Here is a 20,435-nt window from a genome sequence, read left to right on the forward strand (position 1 = left end):
TCGCCCGGACGTGTGCAGCGGATCCGGGATAACGACATGCATAAAACAAAAAGCTAAAGCAGGCTCGCACCGACATTGATCGCCAGAGCCAGGATTGTCGTATTGAACAGGAACGACAGCACGGCATGCAGCAAGGTCAGCTTACGCATGCTGGTCGAGCTGACCGCGACGTCCGCCGTCTGCGCGGCAACGCCGATGGTGAAGGAGAAATAGAGAAAATCCCAGTAGCCGGGCTCTTCGATCCCGTCGGGAAATTTCAGGCCGCCCTCCCCGTCTGTCCCACCATAGAAATAATGGGCGTAGTGGATGGTGAAGAGCGTGTGCAGAAACATCCACGAGATCAGGATCGTCAGCACCGCAGCACCTGCCCGCGCCAGCGCCGCGTCAGGCGCCGCTTCCTTGATGGAATGCAGCTCGATGCCGATGCCGGCGATGCTGGCAAGCGCTGCGCCGATCGAAAGAGCCAAAAGAACCGTATCGGAAAAATCGAGATCCTCGGCCTTTTTCCGGATGCTTTCGACCGTTGCCCGCAGCATCTTGCGCCAGCTGAGCGCGACAAAAACGCCGGCGCTGACATTCCAGCCGAACAGGATGTTGCCGGCGCTGACGTCGCGCGAGGTCACAGCCAAGAAGACCACCAGTCCGGCAAGGATTGATATGATGAAGCTCGCATGCTTGTAGGCAAATGCTGCAAGCGAATTTGCCCGTCCCTCATCCGCCATACCAGTCTCCGACAGCATATGTCTTTGATAACAGCACGAAAAAGGCGCGCCTGCCAGCCGGCAGCCGCGCCTTCGATTGCATGCCGCGTCCTATCAGGCGGCGGCGAGCTGCAGTTCCTTCTGCACCATGGTGCGCAACGTTCCCAAATCCTTGGCGAAAGCGCGAATGCCTTCGGCGAGTTTTTCCGTCGCCATCGCATCCTCGTTCATCATCCAGCGGAAGGTCTTCTCGTCGACAGAGACCTTCGGATCCGGCTTGCGGGCCTCCGGCGAAAGCTTGCGCTCCAGCTTGCCTTCATCCTTGGCGAGTTCGTCGAGCAGGTTCGGGCTGATGGTCAGGCGGTCGCAACCGGCAAGCGCTTCGATTTCGCCGGCGCTGCGGAAGGAGGCGCCCATGACGATCGTCTTGATATCGTTCGCCTTGTAGTAGTTGTAGATTTCACGGACGGAGATGACGCCCGGATCTTCCTCGGCGGTGTAGTCCTTGCCGGTCGATTTCTTGTACCAGTCGAGGATGCGGCCGACGAAGGGCGAGATCAGGAACACCTTGGCGTCCGCGCAGGCGATTGCCTGGGCCTTGCTGAAGAGCAGCGTCAGATTGCAGTCGATGCCTTCCTTCTGCAGCACTTCCGCAGCGCGGATGCCTTCCCAGGTGGAAGCGAGCTTGATGAGGATGCGATCCTGACCGATACCGCGATCCTTATAGGCGGCGATGATCGACCGCGCCTTGGCAAGCGAAGCCTCGGTATCGAAGGAAAGATCGGCGTCGACTTCGGTCGAGACACGGCCCGGAACGAGCTTCACCAGGGCTGCGCCGACGGAGATGGCGAGACGGTCGGCAACGGCCGACGAAACGGCGTCAGGATTGCCGCCCTGCTTCTTGCCCCAGGCAACGGCTTCCTTGATGGCGTCGGCAAACATCGGCGTGCCGAGGGCCTTGAGCACGATGCTCGGGTTCGTCGTGCAATCCACAGGCTTCAGGCGGGCGACGGCTTCGATATCGCCGGTATCGGCGACGACGGTGGTAATCTCGCGGAGTTGGTCAAGCTTGGATGTCATGGTCAATAATCCTTGTTGAACTTGGGCTGCGACCGGCGCGAGTTCCGCCCGGCAAGTGTGATCTACCGACAGATTGTCTGCATGCTGCAGGCGAGAATGCGCGCATCCGTCACGGATGATTCATAAACGTGAAGCACAGTGGCCCTGTTCCCGCGGGCAAACCGCACGCCGTACGCAAGCGATATCGCCTGCGGCTGGAAGGCCGGTCGTGACTTTCGGCATGCCCGCACTATGTCCTCCTCGGACGGACAGAACGACTTTTATCGTCAGGACTATCGCCATTCGGCCAGGGAAAAGTCAAGGACATTTGTGCATTTCAATTGACATAAGTGTCACACCCGTCATTATCCAGGCACAAGCGTATCGCTGCGACCTTTCATCTCATCAGGGATTCAGGGCAGGAATTGTGCGGAGGAGATGTGGTCAAGCTTAAACGCGGCACGCACACGGCCTTTTCGGAAGCATCCTCGCTGCGGCTGAGGGCTGCGTGGCTCTACTATAATGAGGGCCTGACCCAGAAGGACGTCGCCGAACAGCTCGGCATCAGCCGCACCACCGTCATCCGTCTGCTCGACGAGGCGATGAAGCGCAGCGAAGTCCAGATCTGGATCAACGATTCGATCGGCGATTGCGTCGAACTTGCGGTCAAGCTGGAGCGCGCCTACGGCCTCGACGAGGCGATCGTCGTACCGTCACCCATCGGCAGCGACGTCAATTCGCTGGCAAAAAATGTTGGCCTGGCGCTGGGCCAGTTCCTCTCCGAAGCCATTCCCGACGACTATACGATCGGCGTCGGCTGGGGCCGGACGATGACCGCCTCGCTGTCGAGCTTCCGGCCGCCGCGCCGCGCCAATTGCAAGGTCGTCTCGCTGCTCGGCGGTATCGTCGCCGTGCACCAGACGAACCCGATCGATTACACATGGCGGCTGGCCAATCAGCTCGGCGCCGAATGTTATATGTTCCTGGCGCCGCTCCTCGTCGATTCCGTCGAGACCAAGCGCAATCTGATCGAGAAATGCGGGCTAGACACGATTTACCGTCTGGCCGAGAGCCTCGATCTGGCGATCGTCAGCTGCGGCGATATCGGCCCGCATTCGACCTCGCTGTCGGAGGGCTGGATCTCGAAGGCCGAGCTGCGGGAGCTGATCGCCGCCGGCTGCGTCTGCGACACCATGTTCAACTTCCTCGACAAGGACGGCAATTCGGTCGACCACTCGATCAATCGGCGCGTGATGTCCGTCGATCTCGACACGCTGAAGGAGGCCAAGCATATCGTGCTCTCCTCCGGCGGCGCCCACCGCGCCCTCGCCATCCGCGCCACGATCAAGCGCATCGGCTGCAATACGCTGATCACCGATGAAAGTGCGGCACGGGCACTGTTGGAACTGGCGGAAACATCGCCCCCCGCCACGTCTCCCCAGCGGGGAGACGTGGCGGAGCGATAAGCGACGAACGACCCGCCGCTTCTCACGAAAAACGCCCCTCAGGCGTGCGCCGATTCCCAGCCGAGCATCGCCCGCTTGCGGGTCAGGCCCCAATGATAGCCCGTCAGCGCGCCGTTCTTGCCGACCGCGCGATGGCAGGGCACCACGAAGGAGATCGGGTTGGCCCCGACCGCAGCCCCCACCGCGCGTTGCGCCGTCGGCCGGCCGATATCGTTGGCGATATCGGAATAGGTGACGGCCTTGCCGAACGGGATCTTCAGGAGGCTCTGCCAGACGCGCACCTGGAAGTCCGTGCCGATCAGCACGACGCGCAACGGCTGTTCCGATGACCATTTGCCGGGCTCGAAGATGCGGGCGGCGTAGGGAACGGTCGCCTGCAGGTCCTCGACATATTGGGCATTCGGCCAGCGGCAGGTCATGTCCTCGAGGCAGGCCCGCTCGTCGCCGGAATCGCTGAAGGCAAGGCCGGCAAGGCCGCGGTCGGTCACCATGATCAGCGCGATGCCGAAGGGGCAGATGTGGAAGCCGTAGCGGATGATGAGACCACCACCCTTGGCCTTCCATTCGCCGGGTGACATCGCCTCATGGGTAACGAAGAGATCATGCAGCCGGCTCGGCCCGGAGAGACCGACTTCGATCGAGGTCTCCAGCAAAGGCATGTCTTCCTGGCGCAGCAGCCGCTTGGCGTGATCGAGCGTCACCGCCTGCAGGAAACCCTTGGGCGACAGGCCGGCCCAGCGGGTGAAGGTCTTCTGCAGCTGGGTCGGCGACTGGTTCAGCCGCGCCGCGATCGCCTCCAGCGAAGGCTGGTCGCGGTAATCCTCGGTGATGAGTTCGATCACCCGGCGGACAATGTCGTAATCAGGGCCGTCAGGCGTGATGTCTGTCTGCAGGTTCGCAATCATATTCATCGTCTTTCTCCTTGTCATAAGGAGATAATCAATAGGCTGCTCGCAAACCACCCGTTTCTTGCACACCCGCGAGCTAAGTTCAGATACGCTGCTTGACCGTGGCGAGCGCCCCCTTGAAGGCTTTGGCGAAGCTTTCACGATCGTCGGGGTTGAGGAAGGAGCCGATATCGGTGCGCCGGCCCTCGCCGAAGATCTGCATCGAGAGAATGCCGATCTCCTGATGCCGGCGAACGAGGAAGCGCGTCCAGAACGGATTGAAATGGTGCTCCACCATCCGCCCCGATGGCGCAAACTTTCGTACCGACACGTCGGTGCGCGACACGGTGATCTCCTCGCGCGCTCGTCCGGAGCGGTAGTTCAGCCAGAAGGCGCCGTAAAGCAGTGCGAAATCCAGCCCGAAGAAAAAGCCGATCGGCCAGGCGCCGGTCGCGATGAAGAACATCCCATAGAGGAAGCAGACGGCGCCGGACAGGATCAGCAGCACCCTGAAGCCCCGGCGGCCGAGCGATCGGTGGGGGAAAAGCTCGGCAGCGAAAACAGGCTGCTCGTTGAGGCTGTCGGCGTTGCTTTCCATCATGGCTGCTGAGTATAGATTCACCATGGCGAATCCGAAACTCAAATCCGTGACCAGACCGTCGCAAAACTCGAATGTGATCGCCCGCCGCAAACCGGCGGCGGCGGTGAAGACCGCCTATTCGCTCGCCGAGCGCGAGGAGATCTTCCGCCGCTTCTCGGTGCAGCGGCCGGAGCCGAGGGGCGAACTCGAGCATAGCAATCCCTTCACCCTGGTCGTCGCCGTCGCACTGTCGGCGCAGGCGACCGATGTCGGCGTCAACAAGGCGACCCGCGCCCTCTTCAAGGTTGCCGATACGCCGGAAAAGATGCTCGATCTCGGCGAGGAGCGGCTGCGCGACTACATCAGGACGATCGGCCTCTATCGCAACAAGGCCAAAAACGTCATCGCCCTCTCGCAGATGCTGGTCGATGATTTCGCCGGCAAGGTGCCGGAGACGCGCGACGAACTGGTGAAACTGCCGGGCGTCGGCCGCAAGACCGCCAATGTCGTGCTCTCTATGGCCTTCGGCCAAGCGACGATGGCCGTCGACACGCATATCTTCCGCATCGCCAATCGCATCAAGCTTGCCCCCGGCAAGACGCCCGACGAGGTCGAGGCGCGGCTGATGAAGGTGATCCCGCAACATTACCTCTACCATGCCCATCACTGGCTGATCCTGCACGGCCGCTACACCTGCAAGGCGCGCCGCCCCGAATGTGAACGCTGCGTCATCGCCGATCTCTGCAAGTCGCCGGAAAAGAGTTGGGATGTGCCGGCGCCGCTCGTCGAATTACCGCCGCAGGTGATCGGCGAGGCCGTCGAGTAGAGCAGGTCGCCGCCCTGCCCGGCTGAACCTCACACCCGAAAACCGGCGTCGCGGGCGGAAACCATCTTGTGCAGATGCACCATCATGCCGGCGGCGAAGAGCGGGGTCAGGAGGTTGACGAAGGGGATCGCCAGAAAAAGCGCGATCAGCAGCCCGCCAAGAAAGACGGTGGAGGCGTGTTTGGCGCGGAAGAGCCGCGCCTCCTCAGGCGAACGGAAGCGCATGGCGGCGAATTCGAAAAATTCCCGTCCGAGCAGATAGCCGTTCACCAGAAAGAAGGCGACCAGATTGACGCCGGGGATGAACAGCAGCAGCAAGGCGACGATATTGCCGAGGATCACCACGCCGAGGAATTTGACCGAGCTTGCCATCGCCGGGCCGATCGGCATGGTGGTGCCTGGCGCGTCGTTGGGATAATCGCGTTTTTCGATGACATCGGCGACATCGTCGAGGAACAGGCCGGCGATCAGCGCCGTGACCGGCGACAGCAGCAACGCCAGCATCAGCGCAAGTCCGATACCGGCAAGGATTGCGAAAATCAGGGCGAGCCACCCGGCCCAATCCGGCACATCGGGAAAGAAGCTGGTGAGCCAGGGAAAGAGGAAAGCCATGAAGGCCCCGCGCAGCGCGAACCAGAGGCCGACCAGCACGAGAATCGTCAGCCCGAGCACTTTCCAGAAGACCGAACGTGTTTCCGGCGCGAACAAATTGGTCAGCGATTGTCGAGCGGCGTCAAGGATCATGTCTCAGCTGTCTCCGGTTGCGCCGAAGATGTAGGAAAGATTGATGCCACCCACAAGAGAGAATAAAATTGCAGGCGGTAATAGAAAACTTGTCGAAAATTAAATGCTAATATAGTATTGTCACGTATCTGAATATGCATGGGCCTGAGAAGCAGCTTCCGAAATAGTTGCAAAGACAAGGGGTCGCAACAGCGCATCCGCGGAACGCCTCTAAGGAAAAACGGGGGAGGCTGATGTGGAAGACTTTGTGCAAAAACTCAGGCAATACGCAAAAAACGGTACTCCGGCCGAACGCCGCATCGCGAAATATTTCACCGAACATCTGAACGACCTGCCTTTCGAGACGGCTGCGTCGGTCGCCGACAGGCTGGATCTCTCGCCGATGACCGTCGGGCGCTTCCTGCGCGCGCTCGGCTATCAGGGATTGGACAGTGTCAAAGTCGAGATTCGCGAAACCGTGACGACATCGCCGGCGCAACTGCAAAGCGCCATGAGCGAGCTGCATCAGGACGCCGCCGAGGGCAAACCGCTCGCCGTGCTGGTTGCCGAACAGATCCAGGCGCTCCACCATATCTACCATCTGACGGCGCAGCCGCATTGGTCCGAAGCCGTCAGCCTGATCAGCACTGCCCGCGAAGTGTCGATCGCCACGCATGCCCGGCTTGCAAGCCTCGCCCATCATTTCTGCCAGCGGCTGACGCAAGCCCGTGACGGCGTGCGCACGCTCGACGGTGCCGACAATCGTTTTGCCGAGCTCTTCGCCCGGCTGGCGGTCGACGACGCACTGCTCGTCATCATCGACTGTCGCCGCTTCGCCAAGGCGCGGCTGCTTGCCAGGACGGCGCGGCGCTACGGTTATAAGGTCGTGCTCATTTCACCGCAGCAGGCGGACTGGATGGCGGATCAGTCGAACGTCATGCTGCCCTTGCCGCCCGCCCGCGCGCCCGATCTCGACAATCTGCCGCCGCTGATCGCGCTGCTCGATTGCCTGTCGGAATCCGTGGTCCTCGAAGTCGGGGAAGAGGCGGCCCTTCGCCGTCGCCGCATGCTGGAATTTGCCACCGTCCTTGGCGAGACGGCCAACCACTGAACCGTTATTGCATCGTTTCCAGCTCGGCGCGATGCCGGTGCATGGCAAGAAGGCGGCGGTAGTCGCGGTCGTAGAGCGCCTGCTTCGCCTTGTCGGGAAACCGTACGTCGCCGCCCGGATACATCGCTTCGCCAGCCGCCGCCAAATCCCCGTGCAAGCCGCAGGCGACGGATGCGGCAATCGCCGTGCCGAGCAGCACCGCCTCGTTCATCTTCGGCACCACGACCTTGCAGCCGGTGGCATCGCTGTAGAGCTCCATCAGCACCGGGTTCTTCACATGCCCGCCGGCAATATGCAGCGTATCGGGCACATAACCGTATTCCTTCATCATTTCCAGGATATGGCGGATGCCGAGCGCAATCGCCACCGCAGTGCGCCAGTAAAGCGTGCAGAGGCCATCGAAGGATGTATCGAGGCTCAGCCCGCTGACGACGCCGACAGCATGCGGATCGGCAAGCGGCGAGCGATTGCCGTGGAAATCCGGCAGCACGAAAATGCGCGCCCCGAAGGCATCGCCCTCCTCGGCCCGCAATTCGGCAATGCGTGCGACGATCTTCTGATGCAGCACCGCCGTCGGCGCGCCACCGGCGGCATGCATGCGCACGATGTGGTCGAGCAGCGCACCGGTCGCCGATTGGCCGGCCTCGACCAGCCAGGATTGTGGAAAGACCGCCTCGTAATAGGGCCCCCAAATGCCATGGCTCGGCTTGCGCTCCCTGGAGAAGGTGACAATACAGCTCGACGTGCCGGCAATCAGCGCCAGCTGGTGCTCGCGCTTTGCAGGATCGGCGGCATATTGGCCGAGTGCGCCGAGCGCGCCGGCATAGGCGTCGATCATCCCGGCCGAGACATGGCAATCCGTGGTCAGCCCCAGCGCCTCTGCCGCACCGGGCGTCAGCCGGCCGACGCTGCCGCCGACCGGCACGGTCTCATCCGGCAGCTGGCCACGCGCCTGAAGGTCCTCAAGCCCGATCCGCTCCAGGAAATCCTGCTGCCAGCCCTTTTCGAGATGAGCGAGATAATTCCACTTCGCCGTCAGCGTGCAGCGCGACCGGGCAGCCGATCCGGTCGATTTCCACGTCATGAAATCGGCGAGATCGAAGAAGTAGCCGGCCTTTTCCCATGTGGAGGGCAGCTTCTTCTTCAGCCACATCAGCTTCGGCATCTCCATTTCGGGCGACATGACATGCCCGGAATGTTCAAGCACGGCGTGTTCCGTCGCCGTGCAGAAATCGGCTTCCTTCAGCGCCCGGTGATCGAGCCAGACGATCGTGTCGAACCGCTTCTCGCCGCCGGTGGAAACGCTGAGCTGTCGGCCCTCGACGTCGCGGACGACAAGCGAACAGGTGGCATCGAAGCCGATCGCACCGACCGAGGCTGCAGCGATGCCGGATTGCGCCATGGCGCTACGCACCGCCGTGCAGGCGGCGGACCAGATGTCTTCGGAATCGTGCTCGGCATGGTTTTCGCGCGGCCGGTTCATCACGATCGGATGTTCGGCCTTGGCGAGCAGGCGGCCACGGGCATCGAAGACCCCGGCCCGCGCACTGCCGGTGCCGACATCCACCGCAACCACATGATCCCGCATCAAATCTTGATCCCGTCCAGCTTATGGTTGCGGACAAGGTGTATCAATTCAGGCATGGCGTCAAACACCACTTCCGGCGAAAGCCGGTCGAGTTCGGCGCGATAACCGGCGAAGTTGGCATGCGATCCCCCGGTGAAGGCGAAGACCGTCATACCCGCCGCCTTGGCGGCGGCAATGCCGGCCGGGCTGTCCTCGACGACAATGCAATGCGCAGGCTCCACCTGCATTTCGCGCGCCGCATGCAGGAAAAGATCGGGCGCCGGTTTGCCGCGCTTGACCATCGTCGCGCTGAAGATGTCGGGCAGCCTGCCGAGCAGCCCGGTGACGGACAGCGACAGCCGGATCCGCTCCATCTGGCTTGAGGAGGCGACGCAGCAGCGAACGCCGAGCCCATCGATCGCTGCGGCGATACCGTCGATCGGCTTCAATTCGGTGCGAAAACGGGCGTAGAGATCGGTGCGGATGCGCTCGAGAAATTCCTCGCCGGCATGGACGTTGAATTCGGTGTCCAGCGTGTCGACCATCGTCGACAGGCTGCGGCCGAGAAAGCGCTCATAGGCCTGGTCCTCGGTGATCGAGACGCCGAGATCGTTCATCGCGGCGACCAGCACGCTGATCGAGATCGGCTCGCTGTCGACGAGCACGCCGTCGCAATCGAAGATGATCAGCTGCGGTTCAGCATCAGCCATGGAGGACCCAACCTGAGTTCAATTTCGGACGCACGACCGTCCCGCTTCCTCGCAAGGCCGGATGGACGGCGGCAATGAATGCCGCCATCCGGATTCACTACACTGCGAGCTTGCCGTCGAGATAGAGCTGCAGCGTCTCCCGTGTGCCCTTTTCCCACAGAGTTTTGAGAGCATGGGCGAAACGCTTGCGGAAAAGTTCGGATTTCGCCACCTCGCCGAAAATATCGTCGAAGGCGAGAAAGGCCGACGGTTCGTCCTTTGCCTTCAGCGCTGCTGCATGCAGCCGCTCGGCGCTGGCGTCGTTGAAGACGATATCCTTGCCGCTGTCGGTCTTGCCGGCGAAATAACGGCACCAGAGCGCCGAGACCAACGCGAGGCCGACGACATCCCGGCTCTGGCTGAGATTGTCGAGCGTCGACGGCAGGATGAATTTCGGCTGGCGGTTGGAGCCGTCCTGAGCCAGCCGCGGAATGGTGTCGGCAATCTTCGGATTGAGCAGCCGATGTTCGATCAGCGCGAAATAATCCGTCAGCGACGTGTTCGGCACCGGCGGCACGATCGGGATGATCTCGTCTTTCTCGAGCTTGGCGAGGAAGGCGCGAATCAACGGATCCTCCATGGAATCATGAACGAAATGGATGTCCATCAACGCCGCCGGATAGGCGATCGCCGCATGTCCGCCGTTGAGGATGCGGATCTTCATATGCTCATAGGGCGTGACATCGGGCACGAAGGTGACGCCGACCTTTTCCAACGCCGGCCGGCCGGCGGTGAACTTGTCCTCGAGCACCCACTGCTTGAATTCCTCGCAATAGACCGGCCAATTGTCCTCGATCTCGAAATTGTCCTTGAGGAAATCGATCTCGCGCTGGCCGGTTGCCGGCGTGATGCGGTCGACCATCGCATTCGGGAAGGCGACGTTTTCCCGGATCCACTCGGCAAAGCCGGGATCCGAAAGGGCCGCCGTGCCGACCACGGCATTGGCGGTGACGATGCCGTTATGGGGGATGTTGTCGCAGGACATGACGGTGAAAGGACCGATCCCCTTCGCCTTGCGCGCCTTCAGGCCGGCGACGATCAGGCCGAAGACCGTCTTCGGCGCGTCGGGGCTGTTTCCGTCGGCGGCAATCGCCGGATGGGCCGGATTGAATGTGCCCGATGCATCGATGAAATAACCGCCCTCGGTGATCGTCATCGAGACGATGCGGATTTCGGGATCGGCGAGCCTGGCGATGATCGCGGCGGGATCGCCGACCGGCAGGATATCGATCATCGGCGCGGTGACGCGCGCCGCCGTCTTGTTGTTGTCCTGCTCGACCACCGTCGTCAGAAAATCCTGGGCCGCAAGCTTTTCGCGCATGGCGGCATCCGACGGCAGCACACCGGCGCCGACGATCGCCCAGTCGTGATCTGCGCCTGCGTTGAAGAGGTCGTCGAGATAGACCGCCTGATGGGCCCGGTGGAAATTGCCGACGCCGAAGTGCACGATGCCGGCTTTCAGCGACGCCCTGTCATATCCAGGGACGGCGGCGGTGCGTGCCGCTAGGGAAAGCGTTGCCAGCGATAGTTTGCACGTCATGTTTCAGTCCTCTTGAAGGTCTTGCCGAAACGGCCGGGCGCCATCGCCCGGCTCGCATGCCTGCCCCCAGCCCGCAGCTGCCTCAGATGGCAAGACCACCCTCGTTGAATTTGTGAATACGCGAACGGTCCGGCGTCAGATAGACCGTATCGCCCGCCTTGGCGGCAAAATCGCCGCTGCCGCGCGCGGTCACCATGCCGATGCCGTCGGCATCAATGTGCAGGAAAGTGTCGGAGCCGAGATGCTCGGCGACCACGACCCTGCCCTTCCAGTCGCCGCTCTCCATCGACAACAGCATATGTTCTGGGCGGATGCCGATCGTATGGGCGCCGAGCTGTGCGGCGTTCTGGCCTTTGATGAAATTCATCTTCGGCGAGCCGATGAAACCGGCGACGAAAAGGTTGCGCGGGCGGCTGTAGAGTTCCAGCGGCGAGCCGACCTGCTCGATATTGCCTCTGTTCAGGACGACGATCTTGTCGGCCATGGTCATCGCCTCGACCTGGTCGTGGGTGACGTAGACCATCGTCGTCTTCAGCTGCTGGTGCAGCTCGCTGATTTCGAGGCGCATGTTGACGCGCAGCGCCGCATCGAGGTTCGACAGCGGTTCGTCGAACAGGAAGGCCGAAGGCTGGCGCACGATGGCGCGGCCGATCGCAACGCGCTGCCGCTGGCCGCCGGAAAGCTGGCGCGGCTTGCGCTCCAGATAGTCGGTGAGATTAAGCACCCGGGCGGCATCCGAGACCTTGCGGTCGATCTCAGCCTTGTCGACCCCCGCCATCTTCAGCGGGAAGGCAATGTTGTTGCGCACGCTCATATGCGGATAAAGCGCATAGGACTGGAACACCATGGCAAGGCCGCGCTCCGACGGCGCCTTTTCGGTGGCGTCGCGGCCGTCGATGACGATCTTGCCGCCGGAGACATCCTCGAGGCCGGCGATCAATCGCAGCAGCGTGGACTTACCGCAGCCCGACGGGCCGACGAAGACGACGAACTCGCCGTCCTTGATGTCGAGATCAATCGAAGGGATGACCTTGGCTTCGCCGAAGACCTTGGAAACCTTCTGAAGGGTAATGCTGCCCATGTTTGTCTCCCTTTATCTTATTTCACAGCGCCGAAGGTCAGGCCGCGGACAAGTTGTTTCTGGCTGAACCAGCCAAGGATCAGGATCGGCGCGATCGCCATCGTCGATGCCGCCGAGAGTTTGGCGTAGAACAGGCCTTCCGGACTGGAATAGGAAGCGATGAAGGCCGTCAGCGGCGCCGCCTTGGAGGCGGTGAGGTTGAGGGTCCAGAACGCCTCGTTCCAGGCAAGGATGATGTTCAGAAGCAGCGTCGAGGCGATGCCGGGCACCGCCATCGGCGTCAGCACGTAGACGATCTCCTTCATCAGCGATGCGCCGTCCATGCGAGCCGCTTCGAGGATCTCGCCGGGAATTTCCTTGAAGTAGGTGTAGAGCATCCAGACGATGATCGGCAGGTTGATCAGCGTCAGCACGATCACCAGGCCGGTGCGCGTGTCGAGCAGGCCGGAATTGCGGAACAAGAGATAGATCGGGATCAATGCGCCCACCGGCGGCATCATCTTGGTCGACAGCATCCACATCAGCACGTCCTTGGTCCGCTTGGTCGGCGAAAACGCCATCGCCCAGGCGGCCGGGATCGCGATGATCAGGCCGATCAGCGTCGAGCCGAAGGAAATGATCACCGAGTTCATGAAGTGGCTGAGATAGTTCGACCGGCTCTGCACCTCCGCGTAGTTCTCCGTCGTCCAGTGGAAGAACAGGAACTGCGGCGGCGAGGCGATGGCGTCGGCTTCCGACTTGAAGCTGGTCAGGAAGGTCCAAAGGATCGGGAAGAAGATCAGGATGCCGAGCGTCCAGGCGATCGCGGTGACGATGACCTTGCGCCGGGTTGTGACTTTTCTGGCCATCTCAAGCCTCCAGATTCTTGCCGACGAGGCGGACGAGGAAGATCGCGACGATATTGGCAAGCACAACGGCGACGATACCGCCCGCCGAAGCGCCGCCGATATCGAACTGCAGCAGCGCCTGGGCATAGACGAGGTAGGTGAGGTTGGTGCTGTCGGTGCCCGGCCCGCCATTGGTGGTGACGAGGATTTCGGCAAAGACCGAAAGCAGGAAGATCGTCTGGATCAGGATCACCACGGTGATGGCGCGGGCCATATGCGGCAGGATGATGTAGATGAATTTCGAGATCGGCCCGGCGCCATCCATTTCGGAGGCTTCCTTCTGCTCCTCGTCAAGCGACTGCAGCGCCGTCAGCATGATGAGGGTGGCAAAGGGCAGCCATTGCCAGGCGACGATGAGAATGACGGAGAACAGCGGCGCATTCGCTAGCCAGTCGATCGGCTGCAGGCCGAGCGCCTTGGCAAGATGCGCAAACAGGCCGTTGACCGGGTTCATGAACATGTTCTTCCACACCAGCGCGGCCACCGTCGGCATGACGAAGAACGGCGCAATTACCAGGATGCGCACGATACCCTGGCCGTACATCGGCTGGTCGAGCAGCAGCGCAAAGGCGATGCCGCCGATGACGGTGATCAACAGAACGCCGGCGACGAGCACCAGCGTATTGACCAGCGCCGCGAAGAAGGCAGGATCGGACAGGAAATATTCGTAGTTCAGAAAGCCGACGAAGCTCTCCATGCCCGGGCTGAGCAGATTGTAGTTCAGCAGCGAAAAATAGATCGTCATCGCAAGTGGGACGATCATCCATGCAAAGAGGAGCAGCACGGAGGGCGCAATCATCAGGCGCGCTGCGGAGCGGGTATGCAAGGTTGCCATGGCAATCACCGATCTGATCTGAAGCGGGGAGCGGCCGCAGGAAAGCTTTGTCTGAAAAAGAGGCCGCCGATGCAGTTCGGGCAATCGGCGGCCCAGAGGGGCGGATCGTCAAGAATCCGCCTCTTGCTCAGGAGGTTTTATTTGATGTAGCCGGCTTTGGTCATTTCGCGCGTCGCCAGCTGCTGTGCGCTCTTCAACGCCTGGTCGACCGAAATCTGGCCGGCAAGGGCTGCCGAGAACTGCTGACCCACCGCCGTACCGATACCCTGGAATTCCGGGATCGCCACGAACTGGACGCCAACATAGGGGACCGGCTTGACGGTCGGCTTGGTCGGATCGGCCGCCTCGATCGAGTCGAGCGTCATCTTGGCAAACGACGCCGCCTTCTGGTAGTCCGCATTCGCATAGAGCGACTTGCGGGTGCCCGGAGGTGCGTTCAGCCAGCCTTCCTTCTCAGCAACGAGATTGCTGTATTCCTTGCTCGTCGCCCAGGCGACGAACTTCTCGGCAGCTTCCGCCTTCTGCGTACCTGCCGGGACGGCGAGGCTCCAGGCCCAGAGCCAGTTGCCGCGCTTGCCGAGGCCCTTGTCCGGGGCGAGCGCAAAGCCGACCTTGTCGGCGACCTGCGACTGCTTCGGATCGGCGACGAAGGAAGCGGCAACCGTTGCGTCGATCCACATGCCGCACTTGCCGGTCTGGAACAGCGCCAGGTTCTCGTTGAAGCCGTTGGAGGAAGCGCCCGGAGGGCCGGCATCCTTCATCAGCTTGACGTAGAAGTCGAGCGTGTCCTTCCACTCCGGCTGATCGAACTGCGGCTTCCACTTTTCATCGAACCAGCGAGCGCCGAAGGAGTTGGACATGGCCGTCAGGAAGGCCATGTTCTCGCCCCAGCCGGCCTTCCCACGCAGGCAGATGCCGTAGATTTCCTTGTCCTTGTTGGTGATCTTGCGGGCAGCGTCGGCAACGAAATCCCAGGTCGGCGCGTCGGGCATCTTCAGACCGGCGGCGTCAAACAGGTCCTTGCGATACATGACCATCGAGCTTTCGCCGTAGAACGGCGCAGCATAGAGCTTTCCGTCCACGGTCAGGCCACTGCGGATCGCCGGCAGCAGGTCGTCGACGTCATAATTGGCGCCGAGATTGTCGAGCGGCAGCAGCCAGCCCTGCTTTGCCCAGATCGGAACTTCGTAAGTGCCGATCGTCAAAACGTCGTACTGGCCGCCCTTGGTCGCGATGTCGGTCGTGACCTTCTGGCGCAGCACGTTCTCTTCGAGGGTGACCCATTCAAGGTCGATGCCGGGATTCTTCGCCTTGAAATCATCCGTCAGCTTTTGCATCCGGATCATGTCGCCGTTGTTGACGGTTGCGATTGTCAGCGTCTCAGCCGAAGCCATGCCGGCAAACGCCAGTGCTGAGCAGGCGCCCAGCAGAAAAGTTCTCAATGTCATATCTTCCTCCCAGAAGATGGGGTGTGAGCATTCGCTTCGCTCATGGGCAATTACTCAATAAACGATAAAGAATGTCAATCGGCAATCGTTGCTGCGGTGCCGAAGGAACTAGCTATCCAATTGATTTAAAATAAGTATTTTTTGCTCAATTCCTGAGCAAAAACTCAGCCGTCTCTTCGTCGGTAATCAGCCCATTGATTTGCTGCCCGACAACGGCGGCCCGGATCGCCTTGAACTTGCGCTTGCCCTTGGCCAGACCGATGACCATCGATGCGTCCCGGGACGGGATCGGCGCCGACGCGACGCGCTCGTTGATCGGGTTGTCGAGCAATCTGCCGTCGACGTCGAAAATCCAGCCGCAGATCTCGCCGACCGCACCTCCGCGCATTAGCTCCATCATCTCGTCCTTCTCGAGGAAACCGTCGACGCAGAGCGGCCCGTCGATGCCGAGTTCGCCGATGCCGACGAAGGTGACGTCGGCCTGCGCGCTCATGTCGAGCGTCGAGCGCACCAGCTGCTGGCCATGCAGCAGCTCCCGCTCTTCCGCCGAGGTGACGAGCACCGGCAGCGGCATCGGATAGTGCCGCGCCTTGACCGCATCGGCCATGCTGAAAATGACGTTGTAATAGGCGGCCGATCCGTCCGGGGCGATATTGCCGGTCAGCGAGACGATGCGGTGATTGGGACATTCGATCGCCGGAAGCTGGTCGACGGCCGCCTTCAGCGTACGGCCGGTACCGACGGCAAGCACGATCGGCTCGGCCCGTTTTAGCCATCGTTCGATCTCGGCCGCGGCCGCCTCGGCAATGCCGACGGTCGCCGACGATCCGGAATCGCTCGGCACTACTTCCACATGTTTCAGCCCGAATTTCCGCCGCAGCTGGCTGGCGAGTTCCAGGCAGGCGGCGATCGGATGATCGAGCCGCACCTTGATCAGACGCTCGGCAACCGCCAGCGATACCAGCCGCTGTGCCGATTGCCGCGAGATGCCCATCGTGGCGGCGATTTCATCCTGCGTGCGCCCGGCGACGTAATAGAGCCAGCCGGCACGTGCCGCATCGTCGAGGCGTGCCGCGGTCTCGGATCTTTTTGCCATTGAATGCCTACCACGCAAAGTGAGCCGGCGTGCCGCCGCCGAACATGATTTGAAACTGTATCGCGCCAGATCAAAACAAAAATCCGGCAAATGTCGAGCCTGTTGAAAAGAGCTCCGCCAAATAACCGGCGCTTACTCAGGCAAACCATTGCATGACGAGATAGATCGCCGCCTTCACCAGGCCGTAAATCACGCCGCCGGCAACGACCAGCGATACGGCCGTCATGATGAAGCCGATCAGCGCAAAAAGCCCGTCGCGGCCCAATATGCCGAAAGCGAAGACCGAGATCGTGATCGCCGGCAGCATGTTGCCGAGCGGCACCGGCAGCAGCAGCACGATCGACAGCAGCAGGCATGCGGCCCCGGCGAGATATTCCGCCGGCGGCTCGGCGAAGATCGCCAGCCTCGGCTTCAGCATCCGCTCCGCCCAGGCGAGCCAGCGGTGGATCCGGCCGACAATGGTTTCGAAATCCTCCCGCCTCATCGAACGGTCGGCAATCACCCTCGGCAGCCAGGGCTTCAGCCCGAAGGTCAACTGTACCGCCAGGAACACCAACGGCGCGCCGAGCACTGCTGACGTTCCGGGCGGTGTGGGAAATGCGTTCGGCAGCGCGAAGATCAGCATCAGCGCGCTGATTGCCCTGTCGCCCATCGTCTGGAACAGGTCGCCGATCGAAATCCGCTCCCGGCTCCGGTCGGCGGCCAGCTGCCGCAGGATAGAAGAAAGGCGACGGCCTTTGGGGCGGGGTGGACGGGGTCTTCTGCGTCTGTGGGAATCGGCGTTTTCGATGGTCATGATACCAGTGAGTGATGGAAGTGCGGGCTCGGATTTTGGCTGCGCAATATGCCAATTGAATGACTTGCGGAACGGGAATAACTGTCAAAGACGATTTGGTTCGATCATTCCGCTTTGCGCCGCAAGCGTGCGTCGGGTGGCGGAATGAAGGCTTGTAATTCCCTGCCAACAGTGCGAGCAGACAGCACAGACCAGAGAAACGGCAGGGTGGCAATGATCATCTCATTCGACATCGGCGGCTCCGCCATCAAGGGTGGCATTGCCCGTTCCGAGACGGATATCGTCCCCCTCGGCCGGCGCCCGACGCCTAGGGATGATTTTGCCGCTTTCGTCGACACCCTGCGCGCCATCATCGCCGAAACCGGCGAAGAACCGAGCCGCATTGCGCTGTCCATTGCCGGCGTCGTCGACCCCGATACGCAGCGGCTGATCTGCGCCAACATTCCCTGCATTCATGGCCGCACGCTGGCAGCCGACCTCGAAGCCGAACTCGGTCTGCCGGCACTGATCGCCAATGACGCCGACTGTTTCGCCATGGCCGAAGCCGGCCTCGGCGCCGGTCGCGGCCACCGCATCGTCTTCGGCGCCATCCTCGGCACCGGCGTCGGCGGCGGCCTGATTGCCGATGGCCGTCTCGTCAATGAGGCCGGCGGTTTTGCCGGCGAATGGGGTCACGGGCCGATCATCGCCTCGGCAGCCGGCAATCCGCCTGCCGCCATTCCCGCCTATGCCTGCGGCTGCGGCCAGAAAGGCTGCGTCGACACCGTCGGCGGCGCCCGCGGCCTGGAACGGTTGCACAAGACGCTGCATGATCTCAACCTTTCGAGCGAAGAGATTATCGCGCAATGGCAACAGGGCGAGGAGAAGGCGACACGGACGATCGACGTCTATGTCGATCTCGTCGCCTCGCCGCTGGCGCTGACGATCAACATCACCGGCGCGACCATCGTGCCGGTCGGCGGCGGCCTGTCCAATGTCGAGCCATTGCTTGCCGAACTCGACCACGCCGTGCGCGCCCGCATCCTGCGCAAATTCGACCGGCCGGTGGTGGTGCGCAGCCAATGCCGCATCGAACCAGGCCTGATCGGCGCAGCGCTGCTCGGGCTGAAAGCCGAAGCATTGCGTTCTAAAGCATAGGCCACATCCGCACGATCGCTGCGAACCGGTCCCAATCCTTCCGGTCCGACGGCGTCCATGCGGCCTCGGCGACGGCTGGAAGACGTGGGAAGACCAGCCGGTTGAAATAAGCGCGTGAGACGAAGTTTTCAGTCCAGATGCAGGCCTGGATGCCGCGCATCTTCTCCTGCAGCGCCCCCGGCAACTCACCCTCGGCCTCGTAAGCATAGCTATGTTCCGGCGGCGAATAGCCTGCCCATGCGGCGCCGGGCTCCGCCCAGGCTTCGGCCTGCGCCATATCGAGGTAATAGGCCTGCCCCGGCGTCATCACCACGTCGTAGCCTTGCTGCGCCAGCTCGATGCCGACGGCGGGCCTTTCCCAGGCCATCAGCAGCGTGCCGTCGGGGTCGACGCCGCCGCCATGCGAGACCTCGTTCCAGCCGGCGAGCTTCCTGCCGCGCTCCGACAGCATGGCCTTGATGCGTTTCAGGAAATAGGATTGCAGCTCGGCGGTGCCGGCAAGCTTCTCCCGCTTCATCAGCGCCTGGCAGAGAGGGGAGGATAGCCAGGCGCCCTCTGCCACCTCGTCGCCGCCGATATGGAGATACTCGCTCGGAAACAGCGCCACGATCTCGTCGAACACCTTGCCGAGAAATTCGTAGGTGAATTCGACCGCAGGATTGAGCGCATTGTTGGGATAACCTTGGACCGCGCGATAGCTGTCCGGCGCTTCCTGCCCGTCGACGAGCTCGGGCAGCGAGAACAGGGTTGCGGTGCTGTGGCCGGGAATGTCGATTTCCGGCACCACCTCGACACCGAGCGAGGCGGCATGCGCAACGATCCGCCTGATATCATGCTGCGTGTAATGGCCGGCGCGTGTTTCCGCTCCGTCGCCGAGCTGTGGCACGAGGACCTCGTCCGGCCCGCGCCGCGCGCCGATCTCCGTCAGCGCTGGATAGGCCTTGATCTCCAGCCGCCAGGCTTCGTCGTCGGTCAGGTGCCAATGAAAGATATTGAGCTTGTTCCAGGCAAGAATATCGATCAGCCGCAGGACGTCGGCGACCGGATAGAACTGCCGGGACACATCGAGATGGCAGCCGCGCCAGTCATAACGCGGCTGGTCGGCGATCGTGCCGAAATTGGGGAATTTAAATCTTTCGCCATCAGCGCGGGCGCCATGCAGCAGCTGCGCCAGGCTGATCAGCCCGTAGCGCCGCCCCGCTTCATCCGCGCTCGAAAGCACGATCTCATGCGCGGTGAAACGCAGCTCGTAGGCGAAGGCGGCGATCGACGATTCGGCGACGAAACGAATGCGCCGCCCGCCTTCGACGGCACTCAGCGAAAACGGCGCGTCTTCGGCTGGGTAGAGGCGCTGGTAAAGTGAAAGAACCTGGGAGAGGGCCTCGATCGCATCAGGCCGCGTCCTCTCGGCCGGATAGATGGTGGCCGGCAAGTCACCCGCCTTCAGCCCGAGCGACAGCGGCCAGGGGAGCAGCGCATAGGGTTCATCGGCTTTACCAGGCGGCAAGAGCGGCGGCGACACACCGCCATCCCGGCCTTCGAGCATCAGATCGCCGAAATCGACGGGAAGGTGACGGCCGTCGGCAAGGGTCAGATAGACCGATTTAACGCCGGCCGTGACATGTTTCGGCTCTCGGCTCAGCCCCTCCACCGTGAACCGCCAGCGCCCACCCGGCGGCACCGTCAACTGCTCGGACGGCAGGAACTCATGGAAATGCGCGACCTGCCGCTTGAGGCTGGCGCCGTCGCAGACATGCTTGTCGGCAACCCGCGTCTCCGACGTATAGCAGAGCGAGAAGCCGGACAGCGGCTCGGCCGAAAGATTGTGGAGCGTGAAAGTCAAGCGCCCGAAACTGCCTTCGACCGGGCGCCAGCTTGTCTCCAGACTATAATCGGCCATGTCGCGCCCTCCCCGTCAACGAACGGCCGGGATCACGGCTGGTCTTC

Annotated in this window: 19 protein-coding genes; 4 read left to right on the top strand and 15 right to left on the bottom strand. The window is 62.0% G+C overall.

The features are described 5' to 3' along the window. Positions 1 to 53: 53 nt before the first annotated feature. Together FHX14_RS15790 and tal are read right to left on the bottom strand one after the other, a co-directional pair. Positions 54 to 722 carry a DUF1345 domain-containing protein gene (locus tag FHX14_RS15790; protein WP_012559017.1) on the bottom strand — a complete coding sequence of 223 codons (669 nt, stop codon included), beginning with the start codon at positions 720 to 722 and terminating at the stop codon, positions 54 to 56. A gap of 93 nt (positions 723 to 815) precedes the next feature. Further along, a complete protein-coding gene (tal, locus tag FHX14_RS15795; protein WP_054184160.1) occupies positions 816 to 1,781 on the bottom strand; it encodes a transaldolase in 966 nt (321 codons plus the stop codon). Between the two features lie 419 nt (positions 1,782 to 2,200). Between tal and FHX14_RS15800 the strand changes: the two genes are divergently transcribed. Next, positions 2,201 to 3,226, top strand: coding sequence for a sugar-binding transcriptional regulator (locus FHX14_RS15800; protein ID WP_184377729.1), 1,026 nt, complete (start codon positions 2,201 to 2,203; stop codon positions 3,224 to 3,226). Between the two features lie 38 nt (positions 3,227 to 3,264). Here FHX14_RS15800 and FHX14_RS15805 read toward each other — a convergent pair whose 3' ends face one another. Next, the gene (locus FHX14_RS15805) at positions 3,265 to 4,137 is read right to left on the bottom strand and encodes a bifunctional helix-turn-helix domain-containing protein/methylated-DNA--[protein]-cysteine S-methyltransferase (RefSeq protein WP_184377730.1); all 873 of its coding nucleotides are present in this window, start codon (positions 4,135 to 4,137) and stop codon (positions 3,265 to 3,267) included. Between the two features lie 79 nt (positions 4,138 to 4,216). Continuing rightward, the gene (locus FHX14_RS15810; protein WP_037073447.1) at positions 4,217 to 4,714 is read right to left on the bottom strand and encodes a DUF2244 domain-containing protein; all 498 of its coding nucleotides are present in this window, start codon (positions 4,712 to 4,714) and stop codon (positions 4,217 to 4,219) included. Here FHX14_RS15810 and nth point away from each other — a divergent pair. Further along, entirely contained in the window at positions 4,713 to 5,519 is an 807-nt protein-coding gene (gene nth, locus FHX14_RS15815) for an endonuclease III (RefSeq protein ID WP_184377731.1), read from the top strand. The two genes, FHX14_RS15810 and nth, sit on opposite strands and share 2 nt — an antisense overlap. Positions 5,520 to 5,548: 29 nt before the next feature. Here the strand turns inward: nth and FHX14_RS15820 are convergent, their stop codons facing one another. Beyond that, positions 5,549 to 6,262 carry a sulfate transporter family protein gene (locus FHX14_RS15820; RefSeq protein WP_184377732.1) on the bottom strand — a complete coding sequence of 238 codons (714 nt, stop codon included), beginning with the start codon at positions 6,260 to 6,262 and terminating at the stop codon, positions 5,549 to 5,551. 235 nt (positions 6,263 to 6,497) lie between these two features. On the opposite strand from FHX14_RS15820, the gene FHX14_RS15825 reads away from it, so the two are divergent. Further along, positions 6,498 to 7,352, top strand: coding sequence for a MurR/RpiR family transcriptional regulator (locus FHX14_RS15825; protein ID WP_003590149.1), 855 nt, complete (start codon positions 6,498 to 6,500; stop codon positions 7,350 to 7,352). 4 nt (positions 7,353 to 7,356) lie between these two features. On the opposite strand, the gene FHX14_RS15830 is transcribed toward FHX14_RS15825, so the two are convergent. The 9 genes from FHX14_RS15830 to FHX14_RS15870 form a co-directional block, all read right to left on the bottom strand. Next, a complete protein-coding gene (locus tag FHX14_RS15830; RefSeq protein ID WP_184377733.1) occupies positions 7,357 to 8,940 on the bottom strand; it encodes an FGGY-family carbohydrate kinase in 1,584 nt (527 codons plus the stop codon). Then, positions 8,940 to 9,629 carry an HAD family hydrolase gene (locus FHX14_RS15835; protein ID WP_003590147.1) on the bottom strand — a complete coding sequence of 230 codons (690 nt, stop codon included), beginning with the start codon at positions 9,627 to 9,629 and terminating at the stop codon, positions 8,940 to 8,942. Before FHX14_RS15835 ends, FHX14_RS15830 begins: the two co-directional genes overlap by 1 nt. Positions 9,630 to 9,726: 97 nt before the next feature. Then, complete coding sequence (locus tag FHX14_RS15840) at positions 9,727 to 11,208, bottom strand: mannitol dehydrogenase family protein (RefSeq protein ID WP_184377734.1); 1,482 nt, start codon at positions 11,206 to 11,208, stop codon at positions 9,727 to 9,729. Positions 11,209 to 11,290: 82 nt separating this feature from the next. Next, on the bottom strand, positions 11,291 to 12,289 hold the full coding sequence (locus FHX14_RS15845; protein ID WP_003590145.1) for an ABC transporter ATP-binding protein: 999 nt from the start codon (positions 12,287 to 12,289) through the stop codon (positions 11,291 to 11,293). Positions 12,290 to 12,306: 17 nt separating this feature from the next. Beyond that, positions 12,307 to 13,137, bottom strand: a complete 831-nt coding sequence (locus FHX14_RS15850) for a carbohydrate ABC transporter permease (RefSeq protein ID WP_003590144.1) — start codon at positions 13,135 to 13,137, stop codon at positions 12,307 to 12,309. A 1-nt stretch (position 13,138) separates the two neighbouring features. Further along, complete coding sequence (locus FHX14_RS15855) at positions 13,139 to 14,011, bottom strand: sugar ABC transporter permease (protein WP_003590143.1); 873 nt, start codon at positions 14,009 to 14,011, stop codon at positions 13,139 to 13,141. 137 nt (positions 14,012 to 14,148) lie between these two features. Beyond that, positions 14,149 to 15,459, bottom strand: a complete 1,311-nt coding sequence (locus FHX14_RS15860) for a sugar ABC transporter substrate-binding protein (protein ID WP_012559024.1) — start codon at positions 15,457 to 15,459, stop codon at positions 14,149 to 14,151. A gap of 145 nt (positions 15,460 to 15,604) precedes the next feature. Then, positions 15,605 to 16,555: a sugar-binding transcriptional regulator gene (locus FHX14_RS15865; RefSeq protein ID WP_003590141.1), complete on the bottom strand. Its 951-nt coding sequence runs from the start codon at positions 16,553 to 16,555 to the stop codon at positions 15,605 to 15,607. A gap of 136 nt (positions 16,556 to 16,691) precedes the next feature. Continuing rightward, positions 16,692 to 17,270 carry an exopolysaccharide biosynthesis protein gene (locus FHX14_RS15870; RefSeq protein ID WP_179612313.1) on the bottom strand — a complete coding sequence of 193 codons (579 nt, stop codon included), beginning with the start codon at positions 17,268 to 17,270 and terminating at the stop codon, positions 16,692 to 16,694. 294 nt (positions 17,271 to 17,564) lie between these two features. Here FHX14_RS15870 and FHX14_RS15875 point away from each other — a divergent pair, with 294 nt between their 5' ends. Continuing rightward, entirely contained in the window at positions 17,565 to 18,488 is a 924-nt protein-coding gene (locus tag FHX14_RS15875; protein WP_184377735.1) for an ROK family protein, read from the top strand. Here the strand turns inward: FHX14_RS15875 and FHX14_RS15880 are convergent. Next, positions 18,478 to 20,388: a family 20 glycosylhydrolase gene (locus FHX14_RS15880; RefSeq protein ID WP_184377736.1), complete on the bottom strand. Its 1,911-nt coding sequence runs from the start codon at positions 20,386 to 20,388 to the stop codon at positions 18,478 to 18,480. The genes FHX14_RS15875 and FHX14_RS15880 overlap by 11 nt on opposite strands. Positions 20,389 to 20,435 lie beyond the last annotated feature (47 nt).

This window comes from Rhizobium sp. BK619 (assembly GCF_014195245.1).
GTDB lineage: Bacteria > Pseudomonadota > Alphaproteobacteria > Rhizobiales > Rhizobiaceae > Rhizobium > Rhizobium acidisoli.